Here is an 18,168-nt window from a genome sequence, read left to right as displayed (position 1 = left end):
GAGACGAGCGGCCGATGAGCGAAGTGCAGGACCATCCGCAGGCGGTGCGTGCCGATGTCTGGCTATGGGCGGCGCGCTTCTTCAAGACGCGCAGCCTGGCCAAGCAGGCGATCGACGGTGGCAAGGTGGATCTCAACGGTGCCGGCTGCAAGCCCTCCAAGGCCGTGCATGTCGGCGACCGGCTGCAGATCGGCCGCGGCGAGGAACGCATCGAGGTAGTGGTGGCGGCGTTGTCCGGGCAGCGCGGGCCGGCACCGGTGGCGCAGGCGCTCTATCGGGAGACCGAGGAGAGCCTTGCCGCCCGCGAGGCGGCGCGGGCTCAGCGCAGGCTGGGTGCCGCCGGCCTGTTGCGTCCGCCGACCCGGCCGGACAAGCAGGCGCGCCGGCAGATCATGAAGTTCAAGGACGAACAGTCACAGGAGTGAGAGCCTCTCATTCCAGCGCTTTCAGCCGGTACAGCGCCTCCAGCGCCTCGCGTGGCGACATCGCATCAGGATCAAGCCCCTTCAGGGCTTCTTCCAGGGCAGAAGGCCTCGCTGCGAAGAGGCCCAGCTGCGGCGAGGCTTCGGGCGCCGCCGGTGCCGTGGCATGTCCATGCATGCCGCGTTCGAGCTCGGCCAGCGTGCGCCGCGCATCGGCGATCACCGACCTGGGCAGGCCCGCCAGCGCCGCGACCTGCAGGCCGAAGCTGCGGTTGGCCGGGCCTTCCTTCACCGCGTGCATGAACACCAGTTGCTCGCCGTACTCGACCGCATCCAGGTGCACGTTGGCGATGGCGGGGTATTCGCTCGCCAGTTCGGTCAGTTCGAAGTAATGCGTGGCGAACAGGGTGAACGCGCGACTGGCGGCGGCCAGGTGCACGGCGGCAGCGCGGGCGAGCGCCAGGCCGTCGTAGGTGCTGGTGCCGCGGCCGACCTCGTCCATCAGCACCAGGCTGTGCTCGGTGGCGTTGTGCAGGATGTTGGCCGTCTCGCTCATCTCCACCATGAAGGTGGACTGGCCGCGCGAGAGGTCGTCGCCGGCGCCGATGCGGGTGAAAATGCGGTCGACCGGCCCGATGCAAGCGCGCGACGCGGGTACGTAGCTGCCGATGTGGGCGAGCAGCACGATCAGCGCGTTCTGGCGCATGTAGGTGCTCTTGCCGCCCATGTTCGGGCCGGTGATCACCAGCATGCGGCGGCGGTCGGTGAGGTCCAGATCGTTGGGCTCGAACGGCTCCTCGCGCACCTTCTCGACCACCGGATGGCGGCCGCGTTCGATGCAGATGCCGGGTGCGTCGGTGAGGTCGGGCGCGCGCCAGTCCAGCGTCTCGGCGCGTTCGGCCAGGTCGGCCAGAACGTCCAGTTCGGCGATCGCCGCGGCGGCATCCTTCAGCGGCGCCAGGCGCTCGATCAGCGTGGCCAGCAGTGAATCGTAGAGCGCGCGCTCGCGCATCAGCGAACGTTCGCGCGCGGACAGCACCTTGTCCTCGAAGGCCTTGAGTTCTTCGGTGATGTAGCGCTCGGCGTTCTTGGTGGTCTGGCGGCGCGTGTAGTGCGTGGGGGTCTTGTCGGCGTGCGCGCGGGTGATCTCGATGTAGTAGCCGTGCACGCGGTTGTAGCCGACCTTGAGCGTCGGGATGCCCGAGGCGGCCTTCTCGCGTTCCTCCAGCTCGACCAGGAACTGGTCGGCGTGGGTAGACAGGCGGCGCAGCTCGTCCAGCTCGGCATCGTAGCCTTCGGCGATGACGCCGCCGTCGCGCTGCAGCACCGGCGGCTGCGCGACGATGGCACGCTGCAGCAGCGCCGCCGTGTCGGCGTGGTCGCCGATGCGCGCCACCAGGCTGGCCAGAAGTGGATTGGGGTCTTGCTGGAGAGTGCGGCCATGGCTGGCCGCTCTTTGACCTTCGCGATCAAGGACGATCGCACAAACACCGGGGGCGGCGGCGAGGCCATCGCGCAGCGTCGAGAGATCGCGCGGACGGGCCGAGCACAGCGCGATGCGGCCGAGGATGCGTTCCAGGTCGCCGATGCCGCGCAGCGTCTCGCGCAGCGGTTCGTAGGCGCGGGCCTCGATCAGCGTGGCGATGGCCTGGTGGCGCAGGCGCAGTGTGTCGCGTGCGCGCAACGGGCGATTGAGCCAGCGGCGCAGCAGGCGAGCGCCCATCGGCGTCACGGTTTCATCGAGCACGCCGAGCAGGGTGTGCTCGACGCGACCGCTGGGATGCGTGTCCAGTTCCAGGTTGCGTCGCGTGGCGGCATCCAGCGCGATGGTTTCGCCGGCGTTCTCCACCGCCATGCCGGTCAGGTGCGGCAGCGCGCTCTTCTGGGTTTCCTCGACGTAGCCAAGCAGGCAACCGGCCGCGGCGATGGCCAGCGGCAGGCCGTCCACGCCGAAACCCGAGAGGTCGCGCGTGCCGAAGAAGCGATGGAGCTCGCGGCGCGCGGCATCCAGGTCGTAGTGCCACGGCGGACGCTTGCGCAGGCCGGGCAGGGCGGTGACCAGCTTGGGCCAGGCGCCATCCTCGCCGACCAGCGTCTCGGCCGGCTGCAGCCGCGCCAGTTCCGCGGCCAGTCCCTCGGCGCTGGCCACCTCGCTCAGCAGAAAGCGGCCCGCGCTCAAATCGACCCAAGCCAGGCCGAAGGTGCCCTGCGCGCCGGCGTGGATCGACAGCAGCAGGTTGTCCCGGCGTTCTTCCAGCAGCGCGGCGTCGGTTACCGTGCCAGGCGTGACGATACGTACCACCTTGCGCTCGACCGGTCCCTTGGACGCCGCCGGATCGCCGATCTGCTCGCAGATCGCCACCGACTCGCCGAGCCTGACCAGCCGTGCCAGGTAGTTTTCGGCCGCGTGATAGGGCACCCCGGCCATCGGGATCGGCGCGCCGGCCGACTGGCCGCGCTGGGTGAGCGTGATGTCGAGCAGTCGCGCCGCCTTGCGGGCGTCGTCGTAGAACAGCTCGTAGAAGTCGCCCATGCGGAAGAACAGCAGCACGTCCGGGTGCTCGGCCTTGTGCGCCAGATACTGGCGCATGAAAGGAGTGTGCGAGGCGGAATCGTTGAGGTTCATGCGGCGAGGAAGGTTCAGGCGGTCGCCGGCGGCTGCGATCGCGCCGGGAGGGCTCGGAGTGTACATGGCGTGAGCCGGTGCTCCATGCCCCGGGAAAGGGGCGTGGGGCGAGGCATCTTGCCGGCGCGGACCTGGCGCGCAACCTGGCGGCTGCTGTTCTACCCCTGCGGCAGCGCCCGGTGTCCGAAAGGCTTCTTGCCGCGCACATGCCCCAGCGGTTAGAACGAGCCTTTGCAAACCGGATCCCCTCGTGCCCCATTCCCCTCCAACCGATGCCGAGCTGTCCGCGCTGGCTGCCGAGGTCGCACGCGACCTGCTGCAGCAAAAGCTCATGCTGGTCACCGCCGAATCGTGCACTGGCGGCTGGATCGCCAAGACGCTCACCGACCAGCCCGGCAGTTCGGCATGGTTCGATGCTGGCGTCGTGGTCTACAGCTACGAGGCCAAGGAGGCCTTGCTGGGCGTGAACCCGCGCACGCTCGAGCACGCTGGCGCGGTGAGCGAGGAGACCGTGCTGGAGATGGTCTCCGGAGCGATGGCACGCTATGGCGCGGGTGTTGCCGTGGCGGTCACTGGCATCGCCGGACCCAGCGGCGGTACGCCGGACAAACCGGTCGGCACCGTATGGATCGGCTGGAAACGCCGCGGCGGCTACGCCCATGCACGGCTGTTCCAGTTCGCTGGCGACCGCGAGGCGATCCGCCGCCAGAGCGTGGCCGCCGCGCTCAACGGCGTGCGGAAAGCGCTGACGCCGTGACGCGCCTTGCGCCGGCGGCAGGGCTTGACGGGTGTGGGATAATCGAGCCCTTCGCAGACTATCGCAGCCCGTGAGATTTCGACCGGGCATGCTGCGCTCCATTCCTCGCCACACACCCGGGATTCCCACGATGGACGACAACAAGCGCAAGGCGCTGGCCTCCGCCCTTGGCCAGATCGAGAAGCAATTCGGCAAGGGTGCCGTGATGCGCCTGGGCGACCGCACCGACGAAGCCATCGACACGGTTTCCACCGGCTCGCTCGGCCTGGACATCGCACTGGGCATCGGCGGCCTGCCGCGTGGCCGCGTGATCGAGATCTACGGTCCGGAATCCTCCGGCAAGACCACCCTGACCCTGCAGGTCATCGCCAATTGCCAGAAGAACGGCGGCACGGCGGCGTTCGTCGATGCCGAGCACGCGCTCGATCCGACCTATGCCGAGAAGCTGGGCGTCAACGTCGCCGACCTGCTGGTGTCGCAGCCGGATACCGGCGAGCAGGCGCTGGAAATCGCCGACATGCTGGTGCGCTCCGGCGCGGTGGACGTGGTGGTGGTCGACTCGGTCGCCGCGCTCACGCCCAAGGCCGAAATCGAGGGCGAGATGGGCGACTCCCACGTCGGCCTGCACGCCCGCCTGATGAGCCAGGCGCTGCGCAAGCTCACCGCCAACATCAAGAAGTCCAACTGCCTGGTGATCTTCATCAACCAGATCCGCATGAAGATCGGCGTGATGTTCGGCAGCCCGGAAACCACCACCGGCGGCAACGCGCTGAAGTTCTATGCTTCGGTGCGCCTGGACATCCGCCGCATCGGCGCGGTCAAGAAGGGCGACGAGGTGATCGGCTCGGAGACCCGCGTCAAGGTGGTCAAGAACAAGGTGGCCCCGCCGTTCCGCCAGGCCGAGTTCGAGATCCTCTACGGCGAGGGTACCTCGCGCGAGGGCGAGATCATCGAGCTGGGCGTGAAGGAGAACCTGATCGACAAGTCCGGCGCCTGGTACAGCTACAACGGCGACCGCATCGGCCAGGGCAAGGAGAACGTGCGCCAGTTCCTCAGGGACAATCCGGCCATTGCGGACGATATCGACCAGCAACTGCGCGCGCGCCTGTTGGTCGGCGGCAAGGCCGCTCCCGCCTCCGAAGAGGCGCTCGAAGAAGCCTGAGCCGTGCCATGGCCTGAACCCGCCAGTGCGCCGTTCCCCGACCTTCGGTCGGCGAACGGTGCTGCGGTAAGCCTGTCCAGCGGGAAGAGCACGAACAGGCCGCCTTTCATCCCTGCGGCGCCTGCCCGCAGCGCATGACGCGCCGCCCGACCAACTCCGACAAGCCCAGGCGCAGCGCTTATGACAAGGCGCTGGGCCTGCTCGCCCGCCGCGAGCACTCGCGCCGCGAGCTCAGGACCAAATTGCGCCAGGGCGGCTACGAGGGCGAGGAGGCGACGGCTGCCATCGATCGCCTGGGCAAACAGCACTACCAGGACGACGATCGCTTCGCCGAGATCCTCGTGCGCAGCCGTGCCTCGCAGGGATACGGTCCCCAGCGCATCCGCGCCGAACTGAAAACCCATGCCGTCCCCGATGAGCGCATCCGGCAGTTGCTGGACGAGGCGGAGGTCGACTGGGAAGCTTCGGCGCTCGAACAACTGCGCCGCCGCTACGCCGGCAAGGGCGCGGCCGACCACGCGGAACGTGCCCGCCGCGCGCAGTTCCTCTTGCGTCGCGGCTTTGCCACCGCCACAGTACGACGTGCTACCCACGCCGAAGTGGACGACGCTGCCGACGAAATCGAGTGATTTCAAGCGGCGGTGGCCGCCGGCGTGCCTTTTTTGCCTTTCGCCGCGCCTAGCCCATGAAAACCGCCGACATCCGTTCGACCTTCCTCGAGTTCTTCCGCGCCAAGGACCACGCCATCGTGCCGTCCAGCTCATTGGTGCCGGCCAGCGACCCGACGCTGCTGTTCACCAACTCAGGCATGGTGCAGTTCAAGAACGTGTTCCTGGGCAGCGAGAAGCTGCCGTACGCGCGCGCCGCCGACGTGCAGCGCTGCCTGCGCGCCGGCGGCAAGCACAACGACCTGGACCAGGTCGGCTATACCGCGCGTCACCACACCTTCTTCGAGATGCTGGGCAACTGGTCGTTCGGCGACTACTTCAAGCGCGAGGCCATCGCCTACGCGTGGGAGCTCTTGACCGGCGTGTTCAAGCTGCCGGCCGAGCGGCTGTGGGTCACCGTGTACCAGACCGACGACGAGGCCTACGACATCTGGCACAGGCAGGTCGGCGTGCCGGCCGAGCGCATCGTGCGCATCGGCGACAACAAGGGCGCGCCCTACGCTTCGGATAACTTCTGGCAGATGGCCGACACCGGCCCTTGCGGACCGTGCACCGAGATCTTCTACGACCATGGCCCGGGCGTGGCCGGTGGCCCGCCGGGGTCGCCCGACGAGGACGGTGACCGCTACATCGAGATCTGGAACCTGGTGTTCATGCAGTTCGACCGCGCGCCCGACGGCGCCCTTTCGCCGCTGCCCGCACCTTGCGTGGATACCGGCATGGGCCTGGAACGCCTTGCTGCCGTGCTGCAGCACGTGCACTCGAACTACGAGATCGACCTGTTCGAACACCTGATCCGCGTCGCGGGCGAGCTGACCGGTACCAGGGATCTTGCCAACAAGTCGCTGCGCGTGATCGCCGACCACATCCGCGCCTGTTCCTTCCTGATCGTCGACGGCGTGCTGCCCTCCAACGAAGGCCGCGGCTACGTGCTGCGCCGGATCATCCGTCGTGCCCTGCGCCACGGCTGGATGCTCGGCGTGCGCGGCGACTTCTTCTGGAAGATGGTCGCGCCGCTGGTCGAAGAGATGGGCGCGGCCTATCCGGAACTGGCTGCACGGCAGGCGTTCGTCGAGGACGCGCTGCGCACCGAAGAGCAGCGTTTCGGCGAGACGCTCGAGCATGGCATGCGCGTATTCGACGAGATCGCGAAGAAGGCCGGAACCATCATCCCTGGCACCGATGCGTTCCGTCTCTACGACACCTACGGTTTCCCGGTCGACCTGACCGCCGACATCGCGCGCGAGCGAGGGCTTTCGGTGGACATGGCCGGCTTCGAGCAGGCCATGAACGAGCAGCGCGAGCGCGCCCGCGCCGCCGGGCGCTTCGAGGCCAAGGGCCAGATGCCCGCCGAACTCGCCAGCAGGTTGGCCCCGACCGTGTTCCTCGGTTACGAGGCGCTGTCCGCGGTCGCCTGCAAGGTCGTGGGCATCGTGCGCGACGGCCGGCAGGTCGAGGCGCTGGACGATGGCGAGGAGGGTCTGGTGATCCTCGATCGCACGCCCTTCTACGCCGAATCGGGTGGCCAGGTAGGCGATACCGGCGTGCTCAGCCACGCGGATGGCCGCTTCGATGTCGGCGACACGCTCAAGATGGGCGGCGTGTTCTTTGGCCATGCCGGCCGCTGGCAAGGCGTGGCGCTGCGTACCGGCGACGCGCTGGATGCGCAGGTCGACGTCGCGCGCCGCCAGGCCACCGTGCTCAATCACTCGGCTACTCACCTGCTGCACGCCGCGTTGCGCCAGGTGCTGGGCGAACACGTCGCGCAGAAGGGATCGCTGGTGGCGCCCGAGCGCCTGCGCTTCGACTTCTCGCACTTCAAACCGGTCAGCCGCGACGAGCTTGCCGCGGTCGAGGCGCTGGTCAACGCGGAGGTGCGTCGCAATGCTCCGGCCGAGGTGCACAACATGGCTTACGACGAGGCCATCGCCTTCGGCGCGATGGCGTTGTTCGGCGAGAAGTACGGCGACGAAGTGCGCGTATTGAAGATGGGCGAGTTCTCCACCGAGCTTTGTGGTGGTACGCACGTCGAGCGCACGGGCGACATCGGCCTGTTCAAGATCGTCAGCGAAGCGGGCGTGGCCTCCGGCGTGCGTCGTATCGAAGCGGTCACCGGCGCCGGTGCGTTGGCCCACGTCGCCGCTGAGGAGCGCCGCCTGGCCGAGCTGTCGCACCTGTTGTCGGGCAGCGGCGGCGAGGTGGTCGAAAAGCTGCGCCAGTTGTTCGATCGCCAGAAGAAACTCGAGCGCGAACTCGAATCACTGCGCAGCAAGGCTGCCGGCAGTGCCACCGCCGACCTGGCCGGACATGCCCGCGAAGTGGGCGGCATCAAGGTCGTGGCCGCGCGTCTGGAAGGCTTCGACGCCAAGTCCTTGCGCGACAGCGTCGACCAACTCAAGCAGCAACTGGGCGATTGCGTGGTGCTGCTTGCCGGTGTCGCGGATGGCCGCGCTTCACTGGTGGCTGGCGTGCACGGCGCAGCGCTGGGCCGGATCAAGGCCGGCGACGTGGTGTCCCACGTCGCCAGACAGATCGAAGGCAAGGGTGGTGGCCGTGCCGACATGGCCCAGGGCGGCGGGCTCGACACCGCGCAGTTGCCGGTCCTGCTGGAGGCTCTGCCGGGCTGGATCGGCGAGCAGCTCTAGGCCTTGCAGACCTTTGTGAATCGGGGATTTATCGCCCGCGAAATGCGTTGCGCACGGCGCTTGCGCTCGGCTAGTATCCGTTGACTGCAGGCGGCATTACCCCATGGTGTCGCCGCAAGGCAAGGGCATTCATGGTGAGTGCCTTGGCTGTGAGCCGGGGAAGGCGGTAGGGCCTTCGACGGACTTTCGTCGAACTGACTGGCGATGGGCTCAGGGGTGAGGCTCCATCGTGCGGCAGGCCTGAGACCAACAGCATTTATGGAGTAATACAACATGTTGATTCTGACCCGCAGGGTCGGTGAAACCCTGATGATCGGTGATGAGGTGACCGTTACCGTTCTCGGCGTGAAGGGCAACCAGGTGCGTATCGGCATCAATGCGCCCAAGAACGTGGCGGTGCATCGCGAAGAGATCTACCAGCGGATCAAGGGCGAGCACGAGTCCGGCGGCGCCTCGTCTGGCGAAACCGGCGAGCACTGATCACGAACGCTTTACCTCGGCGGCGCCGGTCAGTATCCTTGCCGGCTCCGCGAGAGCGCGGAACATACCCGGAGAGATGCCCGAGAGGCCGAAGGGGCTCCCCTGCTAAGGGAGTATAGGGTCAAAAGCCTTATCGAGGGTTCGAATCCCTCTCTCTCCGCCAGATTTGCAAACGCCCCGACTGGGGCGTTTCGCGTTTCTGGAGCGACCCTCTTCATGGCGTGGGTTTGAATCCCCGCGTCACCGTGACGGAGGCACCCTACGGTTTCGGTCCGAGGGTTTGCAGTTGCTTCGCCGTCAGCTCGCCGCTGAAGCCGTCGCGTGAACCGTCGCTGCGGATGACCAGCACGCGCGGCGTTTCCCCGCCCCAGTCGGGATCGATCAGGTAGTTGAGCCGCTCCGGTGTCGCATCGGCATAGGCGCGCGCGGGAAAGGCGGCCATGCCGGCGGCTTGCAGGCGCTTTTCGATGGCATCGAGATTGGCGATGTCGTCGGTGGCGACGGTGACCAATTCGATCGCCGCCGGATGCGCCTGCTGCAGCTGCGCGAGAGCCTGCAGGTTGGGTTCGCAATAGGCGCAGTCCAGCGCCCACAGTGCGATCAGGCGTTCGCCGTGCGCGGGGGGTGCGAGCAGGGCGGAGACATCGGCCGCCGCTAGCGGCTTCAGCGAGCCGGCGGCCGCGATGGCCGGCATCAGCAGCAGGAGGGCGAGCCAGCGCTTCACGGCGCGTCCCCCACAGGCAGCAGGCGGAAGCCGGACGCGGTATTCCAGGCGGCATAGGCGTGGCCGTCGTGCAGCAGCAACTGCGGCGAGCCGACCGCCGCGGTGCTGTTCGCCAACGCCCGAGGCGGGCCGAAGTGCAGGCCGCCGTCGTCCGAGTGGCGCAGCATCAGTGCATCCCCCTGCGCATCGACCTGGTTCCACGCGATCCAGACCGTAGTGCCGTGTACGGCGATGTCCGCGTGGCTGGCGCCTGCACTGGCGATCGCCTGTGCGTGCGCGGCACGCTGGCCCGGCTGCAGTTGGCCGTACCAGATCGTCGGCTTGCCGCTGGCCTCGTACCAGACCGCGTGGCGGGTGCCGTCGTTGCCGATCGCGAGGCCCGGACCGTGGTGCGGGCAACCGGCGATGTGCCAGCCGCTGTAGGTGGCGCGTTCGGCATGGCTGGTGCCCCCGTCGGTGCGCAGCACCGCATAGGCGTGGTCGCGGATGTTGTCGCCGTAGACTGCGCGGAAGAACGCGGCGACACCTCCCTGCGGCGTGCGTGCGAGCGCAATGCGGCAGCATTCGCAGCTGTGCTGGGCGAGCGCGCGTTCCGGTTCGAAGTGCGCGCCGCGATCGCTCGACCAGGTGTAGTAGACCGCCGCACCGAGATAGGGCTTGCCCGCCGCCTCGGCGGCGACCTGGTCGCGCTTGTCGACCCAGGCCAGCACGACGCGCCCGCTGCTGTCCACGGCCAGCGCGTCGAAGCGGTGGGTGATCTCGGCGCGGTCGTGGTGCACGGTGACCGGCGCGGTGAAATGCGCGCCGCCGTCGAGCGAACGGGCGAAACGCACGAAACCGGTCCACGGCCTGGCGCGCGGCTGCGACCAGCTCACGTAGATCTCGCCTTGCGGGCCGAAGGCGAGCTTGGGTCGGTTCTCGCCTTCGGCATAGATCGGCTCGGGCGCGGCGTTGACCGGCACGGGCGCGCTGAAGGTCTTGCCCAGGTCGTCCGAGTGCCGCAGGCGCACGTGGCCGTCGCCGGCATCGACCAGCCACAGGCGGCCGTGCGCGTCGAACGCCGCGGTGGCGCCGAGCGGTGGCTCCTGCGCCATCGTCATGTGCTCGTGTGCCAGCACCGGCGCAACGGTCAGGCACAGCCACAGGAGCAATGTTCGGCGCATGGTCGCTTCTTCCGTCTACAGATCCCAGCGCACGCTGCCGACCCAGGTGCGGCCGGCATACGGGTGGTAGACCCAGTAGCGCGCGTTGGTGAGGTTGTCCACGCCCAGCGAAGCGGTCCAGCGCGGGGCGAACTGCCAGCGCAGTTTGGCATCAGCGACCGTGAAGGCGCTGACGGCGCCGTAGGTGTCGACGAAGTCGCTGTTGTCCAGCGAACCGTACTGGCGGCCAGAGCGGCGGACGCCGAGCGAGGCGTCCCAGCCGTCCGCGAAACGGTAGTCGGCGAACAGGCTGGCGCGCAGCCGCGGGATGCGGGGGAACCACTTGCCTTCGGCCAGCGGGTAGCGGCGGTCACGCAGGGTCTTTGCGTCGTTGATGGCAAGGCTCGCCGTGAGATCGAGCCCGGACGTCCAGACGTCCGTCAGTGCCAGCTCGCCCTCGATGCCGCGAATACGGGTGAGGTCGATGTTCTGCACGTTGGTGACGATAGGGATGACGGTGATGTCGGTCTGCGTATAGAGCGCGTCGGCGATGCGGTCCTGGAACAACGATACGCGCCAGTGCCCCCGGGCGAGCAGCTGCTTGAGCGTGAGGTCGACCGAGTTGTCGCGCTCGGGCTTGAGGTTGGGATCGTTGCCGACGATGGCGTTGGCGGAGATCGCGCCCTGGAACAGTTCGGCGACGGTCGGGTAGCGTACCGCCTTGCCCCAGGCCAGCCGCAGTTGCCAGGCCGGGGCGAAGTCCCATTCGAGCGCAGCCTTCGGCGAAAGATCGCTGCGCCGGCGGTCGGCGTAGCGCACGTTGCCGGCGGCATCGCTACGGCGGCCGCCGTAGGCGCGCCACTGTTCCCAGCGGCTGCCCAGCGTCAGCGCCCACGCCGGCGCGAAGCTCCACACATCCTGCAGGTAGGCGGCGCGGGTCTGCGTGCGGCCGGCGAAGGCGCCCGTCAGCGGGCCGTCCGCGGTGCCGCGCCAGTTGTCGGCAGCATGCACGCGTGAGTCGAGCACGTAGCGGTCGCCGTGCAGGCCGGCGTAGAGCATGTGCGTGTCGCCGAGTGGGCCGGAGCTGCGCAGGTCCAACGTGTCCCAGCCCGAACCGGCGTTGTCGGCTACCGTGCCGGGGCCGGTCTGCTGCGGCAGCGCGGCGCTGTGCGCGAGCGCGCGGGCGAAATCGTAATGGCTGGCCACGGCGGTCCAGCGCCAGTCGTTGGACCAGTGGCCATTGAACTCGGCGCCGTAGAGCAGGTGGGTGTCTTCGTTGGCGGTGGGCGCCAGGCCGCTGGGCGGCAACGTCCAGGTGCCGCCATAGGCGCTGATCGTGGCGGCGGTGACCGCCTGTCCATCGGCGTCACGAAGGAAGGTGCGCGTGCGGTCCTCGGCGTGGTTGTGCCACCAGCCCAGCGTAAACAGCGCAGCCACGCGATCGGTCAGCTCGACCCCCAGCTTGAGCTTGGCCTGGCTCTGTACGGTGTGCTCGATGCTGTTCGCCCCATAGACCAGGCGGGGACTGCCGTTGGGATTGCGGTCTAGCGTGGCGCCACCGACGGCGACCGCGGCCGCCGGGTCGCCACCGGGCTTGGCCGTGGCGTACTGCATTGGCTGCCCATGGTTGTCCAGCCGGTCCAGGCTGAGCAGCCAGCTCCAGCGCCCCTGCCTGTTGCCGAGCGAGGCGGCAGCGTGCCGACCGTCGTAGTGACCGCTGGCACCGTAGGCATCGCGGAAATCCTGGCTCATGAACTGGACGCTCGCGCTGGCGGTGAGCTGCCGTGGCAGGCGCGTGTGGATCAGCACCGTGGTGCCGATCGAGTTGCCCGGATAGAGCGCGGAGTAGGGGCCGTACAGCACGTCCACCGCGCCGATCTCGCCGGGCGCGACCATGCCCCAGCGCGGGGCGCCATCCCAGCCGTTGGTCATCAGGTTGGAAAGCAGCAGGCCATCGGCATAGACCAGGCTGCGCGCACTCTGCAACGTGCCGGCATTGCGCCCGCTGATGATCGCGTTGGGGTCGCCGATGTAGCGCTCGCGCACCTGCAGGTTGGGAGCGAAGCGCAGCGCGTCGGCGCTGGTGGTGATGTTCTGCCGGTCCAGCTGCACGCGGTCGATGCGAACGCTGACGGCCGGCGTCTCGGTCACGTGGGTGTCGCTGGCATGGACCATCACCGGGGCAAGCGTCGTCGTCTGCGGCGATGCGTCGACGGCATGCAGCAGGCCGGGTGCGGCCAACAGGACGAGTGCGCAGATGCCAGGTGATCGGGGCTTCACGGTCAACTCTGGACGTTGGTCAAGGCTTCGCAGCATAGCGGCGCCAATGTGCACGGTCAGATGACGCGTTGTCGCAGAGTGGTGTATCAAGCCCGCCGCTGTGCGGTTTGCACCAGAGGCCGGCTTCGGCCTGGCGGCCCTTGCGTCCGTCAGCCTTCGGTGTCGGGCCGCTCGCGGACCGGATGCTTGCCCAGCTTGCGCTGAAGCGTGCGGCGATGCATGCCCAGCCGCCGCGCGGTCTCGGAAATGTTGCCGTCGCACTCGGTCAGCACGCGCTGGATGTGTTCCCACTCCAGCCGGCGCAGCGCGAGCGGTGCTTCGGGCGCCTCCGGCGGCTCGTCGTCGATCGACGCGGGGCCCTCGCCCTCGAGCAGCGCGCGCACCACTGCATCGGCGTCGACCGGTTTGGCCAGGTAGTCGTGCGCGCCGCGTTTGATCGCCTCGACGGCGGTGGCGATCGAGGCATAGCCGGTCAGTAGCAGGATGCGCATCTCCGGCACCAGCGCGTGCAGCTCGGAGATCAGCTTCAGGCCGTTCTCCTCGCCGAGCTTGAGGTCGAGCACGCAATAACGCGGCTGGTGGCGACGGGCCAGCACGCGCGCCTCGTCGGCGCGGGTGGCGCCGATCGCCTCGAAGCCACGCGAGCCCAGCGCCCGGGAAAGCACGCGGACGAAGGTAGCGTCGTCGTCGACGATCAGCAGCGGGCGGGAGGCATTGGCGTCGGTCATGTGGGTGGAAGGGGCAGGGGATGGAACGGACATTCTTGCCCGAGCGCGCGGCGGTTGCACGTGACGTCTGCTTCCGTCGGTCCCGATCAGCCGGCGCCGATCACCGCCAGCGGCAGGCGCAGGCGCACCTGCGCGCCGTGCCCGGTGTTGCCGGCGGTCAGCTCGCCGTCGAGGCGCTCGGCAGTGGCTTCGGCCAACGCCAGGCCCAGCCCCAGGCCGCCCTGCTTGCCGCTGCGACCGAGCCTGCCCGGTTCGTCCGCGGAGGCGAAGCCCGGACCGTGGTCGCGCACGGTCAGCTCCAGCCAGCCTTGGCCACAGTGAATCTGCAGTTCGACCGCGTTGGAATCGCACGACGCGGAGGCATCGGCGGCGTTGTTGAGCAGGTTGATCAATGCGTGGCGCAACCCGGGCGGCACGCGCAGTTCAAGGCGCGCGGCGGATTCGGGCAGGTCCAGCGCCAGTTCGGCCTCCGGGCGCAACAGCTGGAAGCGTTCCAGGCAGCCATGCACGAATGCCTGCAGCGGCATTCGCTCGGCCTCCTGCGAGAGCTGTGCCTGACCGAAGGCAACCATCTCGCGCAGGATGGTGCGGCAGCGGTCGACCTGTTCCTGCAGCAGCGCGAGGTCTTCCTCCAGTACGGCATCCTGCGCGTGCTCGCGGCGCAATTCCGGCAGCAGCGTACGCATGGTGGCCAACGGTGTGTTGAGCTCGTGTGCGGCACCGGCGGCCTGGGTGGCGATGGCGAGGATGCCCTCGTCGCGCAGCGCTCGCTCGCGTACCCGCTGCACTTCCAGCTGCTGCATGCGCAACGCGCGCGCCAGCCGGTTGATGAAGAAGGCCATCAGCAGCGCGGTGATCACGAAGTTCACCCCCATGCCCAGGACGTGCAGCGGAAAGCCACCGCCATGCATGGGCAGCGGCAGCGGCACGTAGCGGTAGAGCAGCAGCAGGTAGGCGATGCCGGCCAACGCGGCGACGGCGAGTACCGCCGGCACGGAGAGCGCCGCCGCGGAGAGTGCGATCGGCACCAGCAGCAAGGTGACGAAGGGATTGCTGGCACCGCCGGTGAAATACAGCAGGTAGCCCAGCACCAGCGTGTCGACGGCGACGTGCCCGATGGTTTCCCATTCGCGCACCGGCCATGGCTGGCCGAGCCGCCAGGCGGCGAAAACCGCGAACACCGCCAGCGCGCCCACGCCTGTCAGCAGTGGCAGCAGCGGGATGGCCAAGTGCATCCACAGCGCGCAGACCAGCACGGCGACGCTCTGCCCGGCGATCGCGCACAGACGCAGCCAGGCCAGCGTGCGTGTGAGCGCGAAGGGGCCGATGCGGCGGCTGGCGTGCCGGTGTGGCATGGCGCTAAACGCTGGGTGCCGCGGCTGCCCGCGGCGCCTCCAGGATCAACCCGGCAGTTCCCAGCCTTCCTCGCTGCGCACCGGCGGCAGCGGGTCGGCCGCAGCGGCGTGCTCGGCGTGGCTGTTGGAGAGCTTCTTCATCAGCGGCAGCACTGCCACGGCGATGGCCGTGCAGCCCACGCCCACCCAGCCGAGCTTGGTGAACAGGCTGGTGTAGATCTGCAGCGACTGCACCGGGTCGCTGAGGCCTTCGGGAATGTGCGCGAAGTTGGCCACGACGCTGCCCAGGTACTGCGAGATGCCGGAGGCGACGTAGTAGGCGCCCATCATGAAGCCGCCCATGCGCGCCGGGACGTACCGGGCGATCATCGCCAGGCCGAGACCCGAGACCAGCAACTCGCCGAGCGAATAGAAGCCGTAGCCCCAGACCATGGTCCAGGAGGACACCTGGCCGGCGACGGCCCAATGCGCGCCGACGCCATACATGAAGAAGCCGGCGGCCACGGCGGCGAAACCCCAGGCGAACTTGGCGGCGACCGAAGGATCCTTGCCGATACGGCCGAGCGAGTTGTAGAGGAACACCAGCACGGGGCTCAACAGCACGATCCAGATCGCGTTCAAGTTCTGGTACTGCTCCGGGATCCAGGTGAACAGGTGCATGCCGAACACGCTGAAGTCGAGGTTTACGTTCTTCTGCGCGAACAGGTTCAGCGAGGTGGACATCTGCTGGTAGAAGATGAAGAAGAAGATCGTCTGGACCGTCAGCACCAGTGCGGCGACCAGGCCGGCGCGCTCGCTGCGCTCGCTGGAGCGGATCAGGTGGATGAAGATGCCCAGGATCACCACGCCGGCGGCATACACGCAGATGCGCGCCACCGTCTGGCTTTGCAGGATGAAGGCCGAGACGAACACCATGCCGACCGCCGCCAGCATCACGAGCCCGAAACGGGTGAGGTCGAATGGTTTGCGGTCCGGCGCCGAGCCGATGTGGCGCAGCGTGCGGCTCATCAGCGTGTAGTTGACCAGGCCGAGCAGCAGGCCGATGGCGCAGATGCCGAAGGCGGTGTGCCAGCCCCAGGCGTCGCCGTAGCGCTCGCCCACGTAGTCGCGCACCCACGGCGTCAGGGTCATCGAAATCATCGAGCCGACGTTGACCGCCATGTAGTAGATCGTGAACGCGCTGTCGATCCTGGTGTCGTCGCCCTCGTAGATCTTGCGCACGAGGTTGCCGGCGTTGGGCTTGAAGAAGCCGTTGCCGACGATGATCACGCCCAGCGCGCAATACAGCAGGTATGGATTGTCGGTGGGAATCCACAGCATCGCGTAGCCGAGGCCCAGCACTACCGCACCGGTGAGCATCGTGCGCCGCGTGCCGATCAGCTTATCGCCGACCCAGCCGCCGATGGCGGGCGTCGCATAGATCAGCGCGGCGGCCGCGCCCCACACCAGGTTGGCGTGGGTGTCGACGAAGCCGAGCTTCTTCATCATGTAGGTGACCATCAGCACCTGCATGCCGTAGAAGCCGAAGCGCTCCCACATTTCGATCAGGAAAACGGTGCTGAAGGATCGTGTCTGCGACACGGGAGGATTCTGGATTGCCATGGAATTTCCGAGCGGACGAATACTGACTGCCGCGGCGCGGCCTGCTCTGCAACCCTGGACCGGGGTGCAATCGCTCGAGGGTAACCCATCCGACGCGGAGATGACGCTGCACTGCGACATCCGTGCCGCTGCGTACGCTATGGCATCATCGCGCGCTTGCCGCCGAGGAAAAGCGAGAGCCGCCGCCATGCCCACCATCCAGCTTCCGCCGCATTCGTACTGCGCCGGTTTCCTGCCCGCGGCGGGCTGACGGCATGGCTGCCGAAGGTTTCCGCGGACCGCGCCAGCTCTGGAATGCGTTCCGTTGGTCCATGAAAGGCCTGCGCGCCGGCTGGCGTCACGAGGCATCGTTCCGCTTCGAGGTCTGCCTGGGCGTCCTGGTGATCCCGCTGGGCCTCTACCTCGGCCAGGGTGCGCTGGAGAAGCTGGCGCTGGTGCTGCCGATGTTCCTGGTGCTTTCTGCCGAGTTGCTCAACTCGGCGATCGAGGCGGTGGTGGACAAGGTCAGCCCCGAGTTCCACGAACTCGCCGGACGCGCCAAGGACATGGGCTCGGCGGCGGTGTTCGTCTTGCTGGTGCTGATGGGGCTGAGCTGGGTGCTCATCGTGGGCCCCCGGTTGCCAGCTGCGTTCTAGGTTGGAGAGCTTGGTACCCCTGGGGGTAAGCGGGTAGCGGCCTCTGCGGCCAGGCGTGCCGATCGCTTCACGCGGCCCTATCTCTGGTTGCCATCGCTTGCGGGATGGTTGGATGTGGCATCGCGGCGCACCTGTTCAAGCGGCCCAACCGTGACCACTCCGGTCCGTGCGGCATCGCGTGACTCGAAATACTGCTTCGGGTCCCAACGCCACTGCGCATACACGTTGCCGCACCCGGTAATCGGCGCGCCGTCGATGGATGACGCGCCGCAGGGCGGCATGGCCCCTCCAGAGCCGCTCGCCAGCCCCGGCATGGTCGCCAGGCCCAGGTACTGGGCAGGCGTCATCGTTTCGATCGAGCTTGCCCCAAAGCCCAGGAGCGAGCCGGTCATACCGGAAGCGACGCGCCGCAGTACCTTGGCCATCCTCGGCTTGGCCGAGGCATCGCCGTACTCTGGATAGAGCTGGTCAACCATGGCCGCTGCCGCGGCCCGCTGGGTGGCGTCGAGGCCCGCCCAGATGCGGTCGCGCGTGGCGACAAACTGCGGATACTTGCGCTCGGCCGCGATAGCCACCCATGCAAAGGCGGCGACCGGATCGCGCGAGGCGCCCTCGCCGTTGAGGTACATCAGGCCGATGCCCAGTTGCGACAGCTTGTCGGCATAGCGCGCAGCCTGCAGGAAATGGGCCATTGCGCACGGGTAGTTGCCTGCCATGTAGCAGTGCATTCCGGCAAATTCGTGGAACTCGTCCGGATGGCCATAGGTCGAAGTGCGATCCATGGCGGCCAGTACTTCGTCGGCGCTCTTGCCGGGAGGATCGTCCGAAGCCGCAGCGGTGCAGGCGAGAGCGGCCAGCGTGGCCAGCAAGAGGGACAGGCGATGAGCCCGATGCATGAGGGTTCTCCGATGCACATCCAGGTGAAAGGCGTACCGCTATGCC

The 18,168-nt window shown here is 68.0% G+C and carries 15 protein-coding genes and 1 tRNA gene; 8 read left to right on the top strand and 8 right to left on the bottom strand.

What is annotated here, in order from left to right:
- Window positions 1–14: 14 nt before the first annotated feature.
- A complete protein-coding gene (locus tag BMZ38_RS02575; protein ID WP_091333725.1) occupies window positions 15–425 on the top strand; it encodes an RNA-binding S4 domain-containing protein in 411 nt (136 codons plus the stop codon).
- A gap of 7 nt (window positions 426–432) precedes the next feature.
- On the opposite strand, the gene mutS is transcribed toward BMZ38_RS02575, so the two are convergent.
- Entirely contained in the window at window positions 433–3,048 is a 2,616-nt protein-coding gene (mutS, locus tag BMZ38_RS02570) for a DNA mismatch repair protein MutS (RefSeq protein WP_091334349.1), read from the bottom strand.
- A gap of 250 nt (window positions 3,049–3,298) precedes the next feature.
- On the opposite strand from mutS, the gene BMZ38_RS02565 reads away from it, so the two are divergent.
- The 6 genes from BMZ38_RS02565 to BMZ38_RS02540 all read left to right on the top strand — a co-directional run bounded on the left by BMZ38_RS02565 (window position 3,299) and on the right by BMZ38_RS02540 (window position 8,923).
- Window positions 3,299–3,805: a CinA family protein gene (locus BMZ38_RS02565; protein ID WP_245747152.1), complete on the top strand. Its 507-nt coding sequence runs from the start codon at window positions 3,299–3,301 to the stop codon at window positions 3,803–3,805.
- Window positions 3,806–3,935: 130 nt separating this feature from the next.
- Window positions 3,936–4,967 (top strand): recombinase RecA, encoded by a 1,032-nt coding sequence (gene recA / locus BMZ38_RS02560; RefSeq protein ID WP_091333722.1) that lies wholly within the window; start codon window positions 3,936–3,938, stop codon window positions 4,965–4,967.
- 134 nt (window positions 4,968–5,101) lie between these two features.
- On the top strand, window positions 5,102–5,596 hold the full coding sequence (locus BMZ38_RS02555) for a regulatory protein RecX (protein ID WP_091333719.1): 495 nt from the start codon (window positions 5,102–5,104) through the stop codon (window positions 5,594–5,596).
- Between the two features lie 56 nt (window positions 5,597–5,652).
- Window positions 5,653–8,280: an alanine--tRNA ligase gene (gene alaS / locus BMZ38_RS02550; RefSeq protein ID WP_091333717.1), complete on the top strand. Its 2,628-nt coding sequence runs from the start codon at window positions 5,653–5,655 to the stop codon at window positions 8,278–8,280.
- Window positions 8,281–8,553: 273 nt separating this feature from the next.
- On the top strand, window positions 8,554–8,760 hold the full coding sequence (gene csrA / locus BMZ38_RS02545) for a carbon storage regulator CsrA (RefSeq protein WP_091333715.1): 207 nt from the start codon (window positions 8,554–8,556) through the stop codon (window positions 8,758–8,760).
- Between the two features lie 70 nt (window positions 8,761–8,830).
- Window positions 8,831–8,923: transfer RNA gene (locus BMZ38_RS02540), tRNA-Ser, on the top strand.
- A 96-nt stretch (window positions 8,924–9,019) separates the two neighbouring features.
- Here the strand turns inward: BMZ38_RS02540 and BMZ38_RS02535 are convergent.
- The 6 genes from BMZ38_RS02535 to BMZ38_RS02510 form a co-directional block, all read right to left on the bottom strand.
- Window positions 9,020–9,484, bottom strand: a complete 465-nt coding sequence (locus BMZ38_RS02535; protein WP_091333713.1) for a hypothetical protein — start codon at window positions 9,482–9,484, stop codon at window positions 9,020–9,022.
- Entirely contained in the window at window positions 9,481–10,647 is a 1,167-nt protein-coding gene (locus tag BMZ38_RS02530) for a sialidase family protein (protein WP_091333711.1), read from the bottom strand. The genes BMZ38_RS02535 and BMZ38_RS02530 overlap by 4 nt, the downstream gene beginning before the upstream one ends.
- 15 nt (window positions 10,648–10,662) lie before the next feature.
- The gene (locus BMZ38_RS02525) at window positions 10,663–12,906 is read right to left on the bottom strand and encodes a TonB-dependent receptor (protein WP_342707625.1); all 2,244 of its coding nucleotides are present in this window, start codon (window positions 12,904–12,906) and stop codon (window positions 10,663–10,665) included.
- Window positions 12,907–13,055: 149 nt separating this feature from the next.
- The gene (locus tag BMZ38_RS02520) at window positions 13,056–13,634 is read right to left on the bottom strand and encodes a response regulator transcription factor (protein WP_091333707.1); all 579 of its coding nucleotides are present in this window, start codon (window positions 13,632–13,634) and stop codon (window positions 13,056–13,058) included.
- Window positions 13,635–13,720: 86 nt separating this feature from the next.
- The gene (locus BMZ38_RS02515; protein ID WP_091333705.1) at window positions 13,721–14,989 is read right to left on the bottom strand and encodes an ATP-binding protein; all 1,269 of its coding nucleotides are present in this window, start codon (window positions 14,987–14,989) and stop codon (window positions 13,721–13,723) included.
- Window positions 14,990–15,034: 45 nt separating this feature from the next.
- On the bottom strand, window positions 15,035–16,591 hold the full coding sequence (locus BMZ38_RS02510) for a peptide MFS transporter (protein WP_091333703.1): 1,557 nt from the start codon (window positions 16,589–16,591) through the stop codon (window positions 15,035–15,037).
- A 254-nt stretch (window positions 16,592–16,845) separates the two neighbouring features.
- On the opposite strand from BMZ38_RS02510, the gene BMZ38_RS02505 reads away from it, so the two are divergent.
- Window positions 16,846–17,226, top strand: a complete 381-nt coding sequence (locus tag BMZ38_RS02505; RefSeq protein WP_091333701.1) for a diacylglycerol kinase — start codon at window positions 16,846–16,848, stop codon at window positions 17,224–17,226.
- A 77-nt stretch (window positions 17,227–17,303) separates the two neighbouring features.
- Here the strand turns inward: BMZ38_RS02505 and BMZ38_RS02500 are convergent, their stop codons facing one another.
- Entirely contained in the window at window positions 17,304–18,095 is a 792-nt protein-coding gene (locus BMZ38_RS02500; RefSeq protein WP_091461938.1) for a hypothetical protein, read from the bottom strand.
- Window positions 18,096–18,168: the final 73 nt, after the last annotated feature.

It is taken from the genome of Frateuria terrea, from assembly GCF_900115705.1.
Taxonomy (GTDB): domain Bacteria; phylum Pseudomonadota; class Gammaproteobacteria; order Xanthomonadales; family Rhodanobacteraceae; genus Frateuria_A; species Frateuria_A terrea.
Note: the sequence above shows the minus strand (reverse complement) of the source record. Positions and strands in the feature narration are given on the sequence as shown.

Excerpts from the sequence above, each read along its gene's own strand:
- BMZ38_RS02575 (WP_091333725.1), top strand. The coding sequence starts at position 15 with ATGAGCGAAGTGCAGGACCATCCGCAGGCGGTGCGTGCCGATGTCTGG.
- mutS (WP_091334349.1), bottom strand. The coding sequence starts at position 3,048 with ATGAACCTCAACGATTCCGCCTCGCACACTCCTTTCATGCGCCAGTAT.
- recA (WP_091333722.1), top strand. The coding sequence starts at position 3,936 with ATGGACGACAACAAGCGCAAGGCGCTGGCCTCCGCCCTTGGCCAGATC.
- BMZ38_RS02555 (WP_091333719.1), top strand. The coding sequence starts at position 5,102 with ATGACGCGCCGCCCGACCAACTCCGACAAGCCCAGGCGCAGCGCTTAT.
- alaS (WP_091333717.1), top strand. The coding sequence starts at position 5,653 with ATGAAAACCGCCGACATCCGTTCGACCTTCCTCGAGTTCTTCCGCGCC.
- csrA (WP_091333715.1), top strand. The coding sequence starts at position 8,554 with ATGTTGATTCTGACCCGCAGGGTCGGTGAAACCCTGATGATCGGTGAT.
- BMZ38_RS02530 (WP_091333711.1), bottom strand. The coding sequence starts at position 10,647 with ATGCGCCGAACATTGCTCCTGTGGCTGTGCCTGACCGTTGCGCCGGTG.
- BMZ38_RS02520 (WP_091333707.1), bottom strand. The coding sequence starts at position 13,634 with ATGACCGACGCCAATGCCTCCCGCCCGCTGCTGATCGTCGACGACGAC.
- BMZ38_RS02515 (WP_091333705.1), bottom strand. The coding sequence starts at position 14,989 with ATGCCACACCGGCACGCCAGCCGCCGCATCGGCCCCTTCGCGCTCACA.
- BMZ38_RS02510 (WP_091333703.1), bottom strand. The coding sequence starts at position 16,591 with ATGGCAATCCAGAATCCTCCCGTGTCGCAGACACGATCCTTCAGCACC.
- BMZ38_RS02505 (WP_091333701.1), top strand. The coding sequence starts at position 16,846 with ATGGCTGCCGAAGGTTTCCGCGGACCGCGCCAGCTCTGGAATGCGTTC.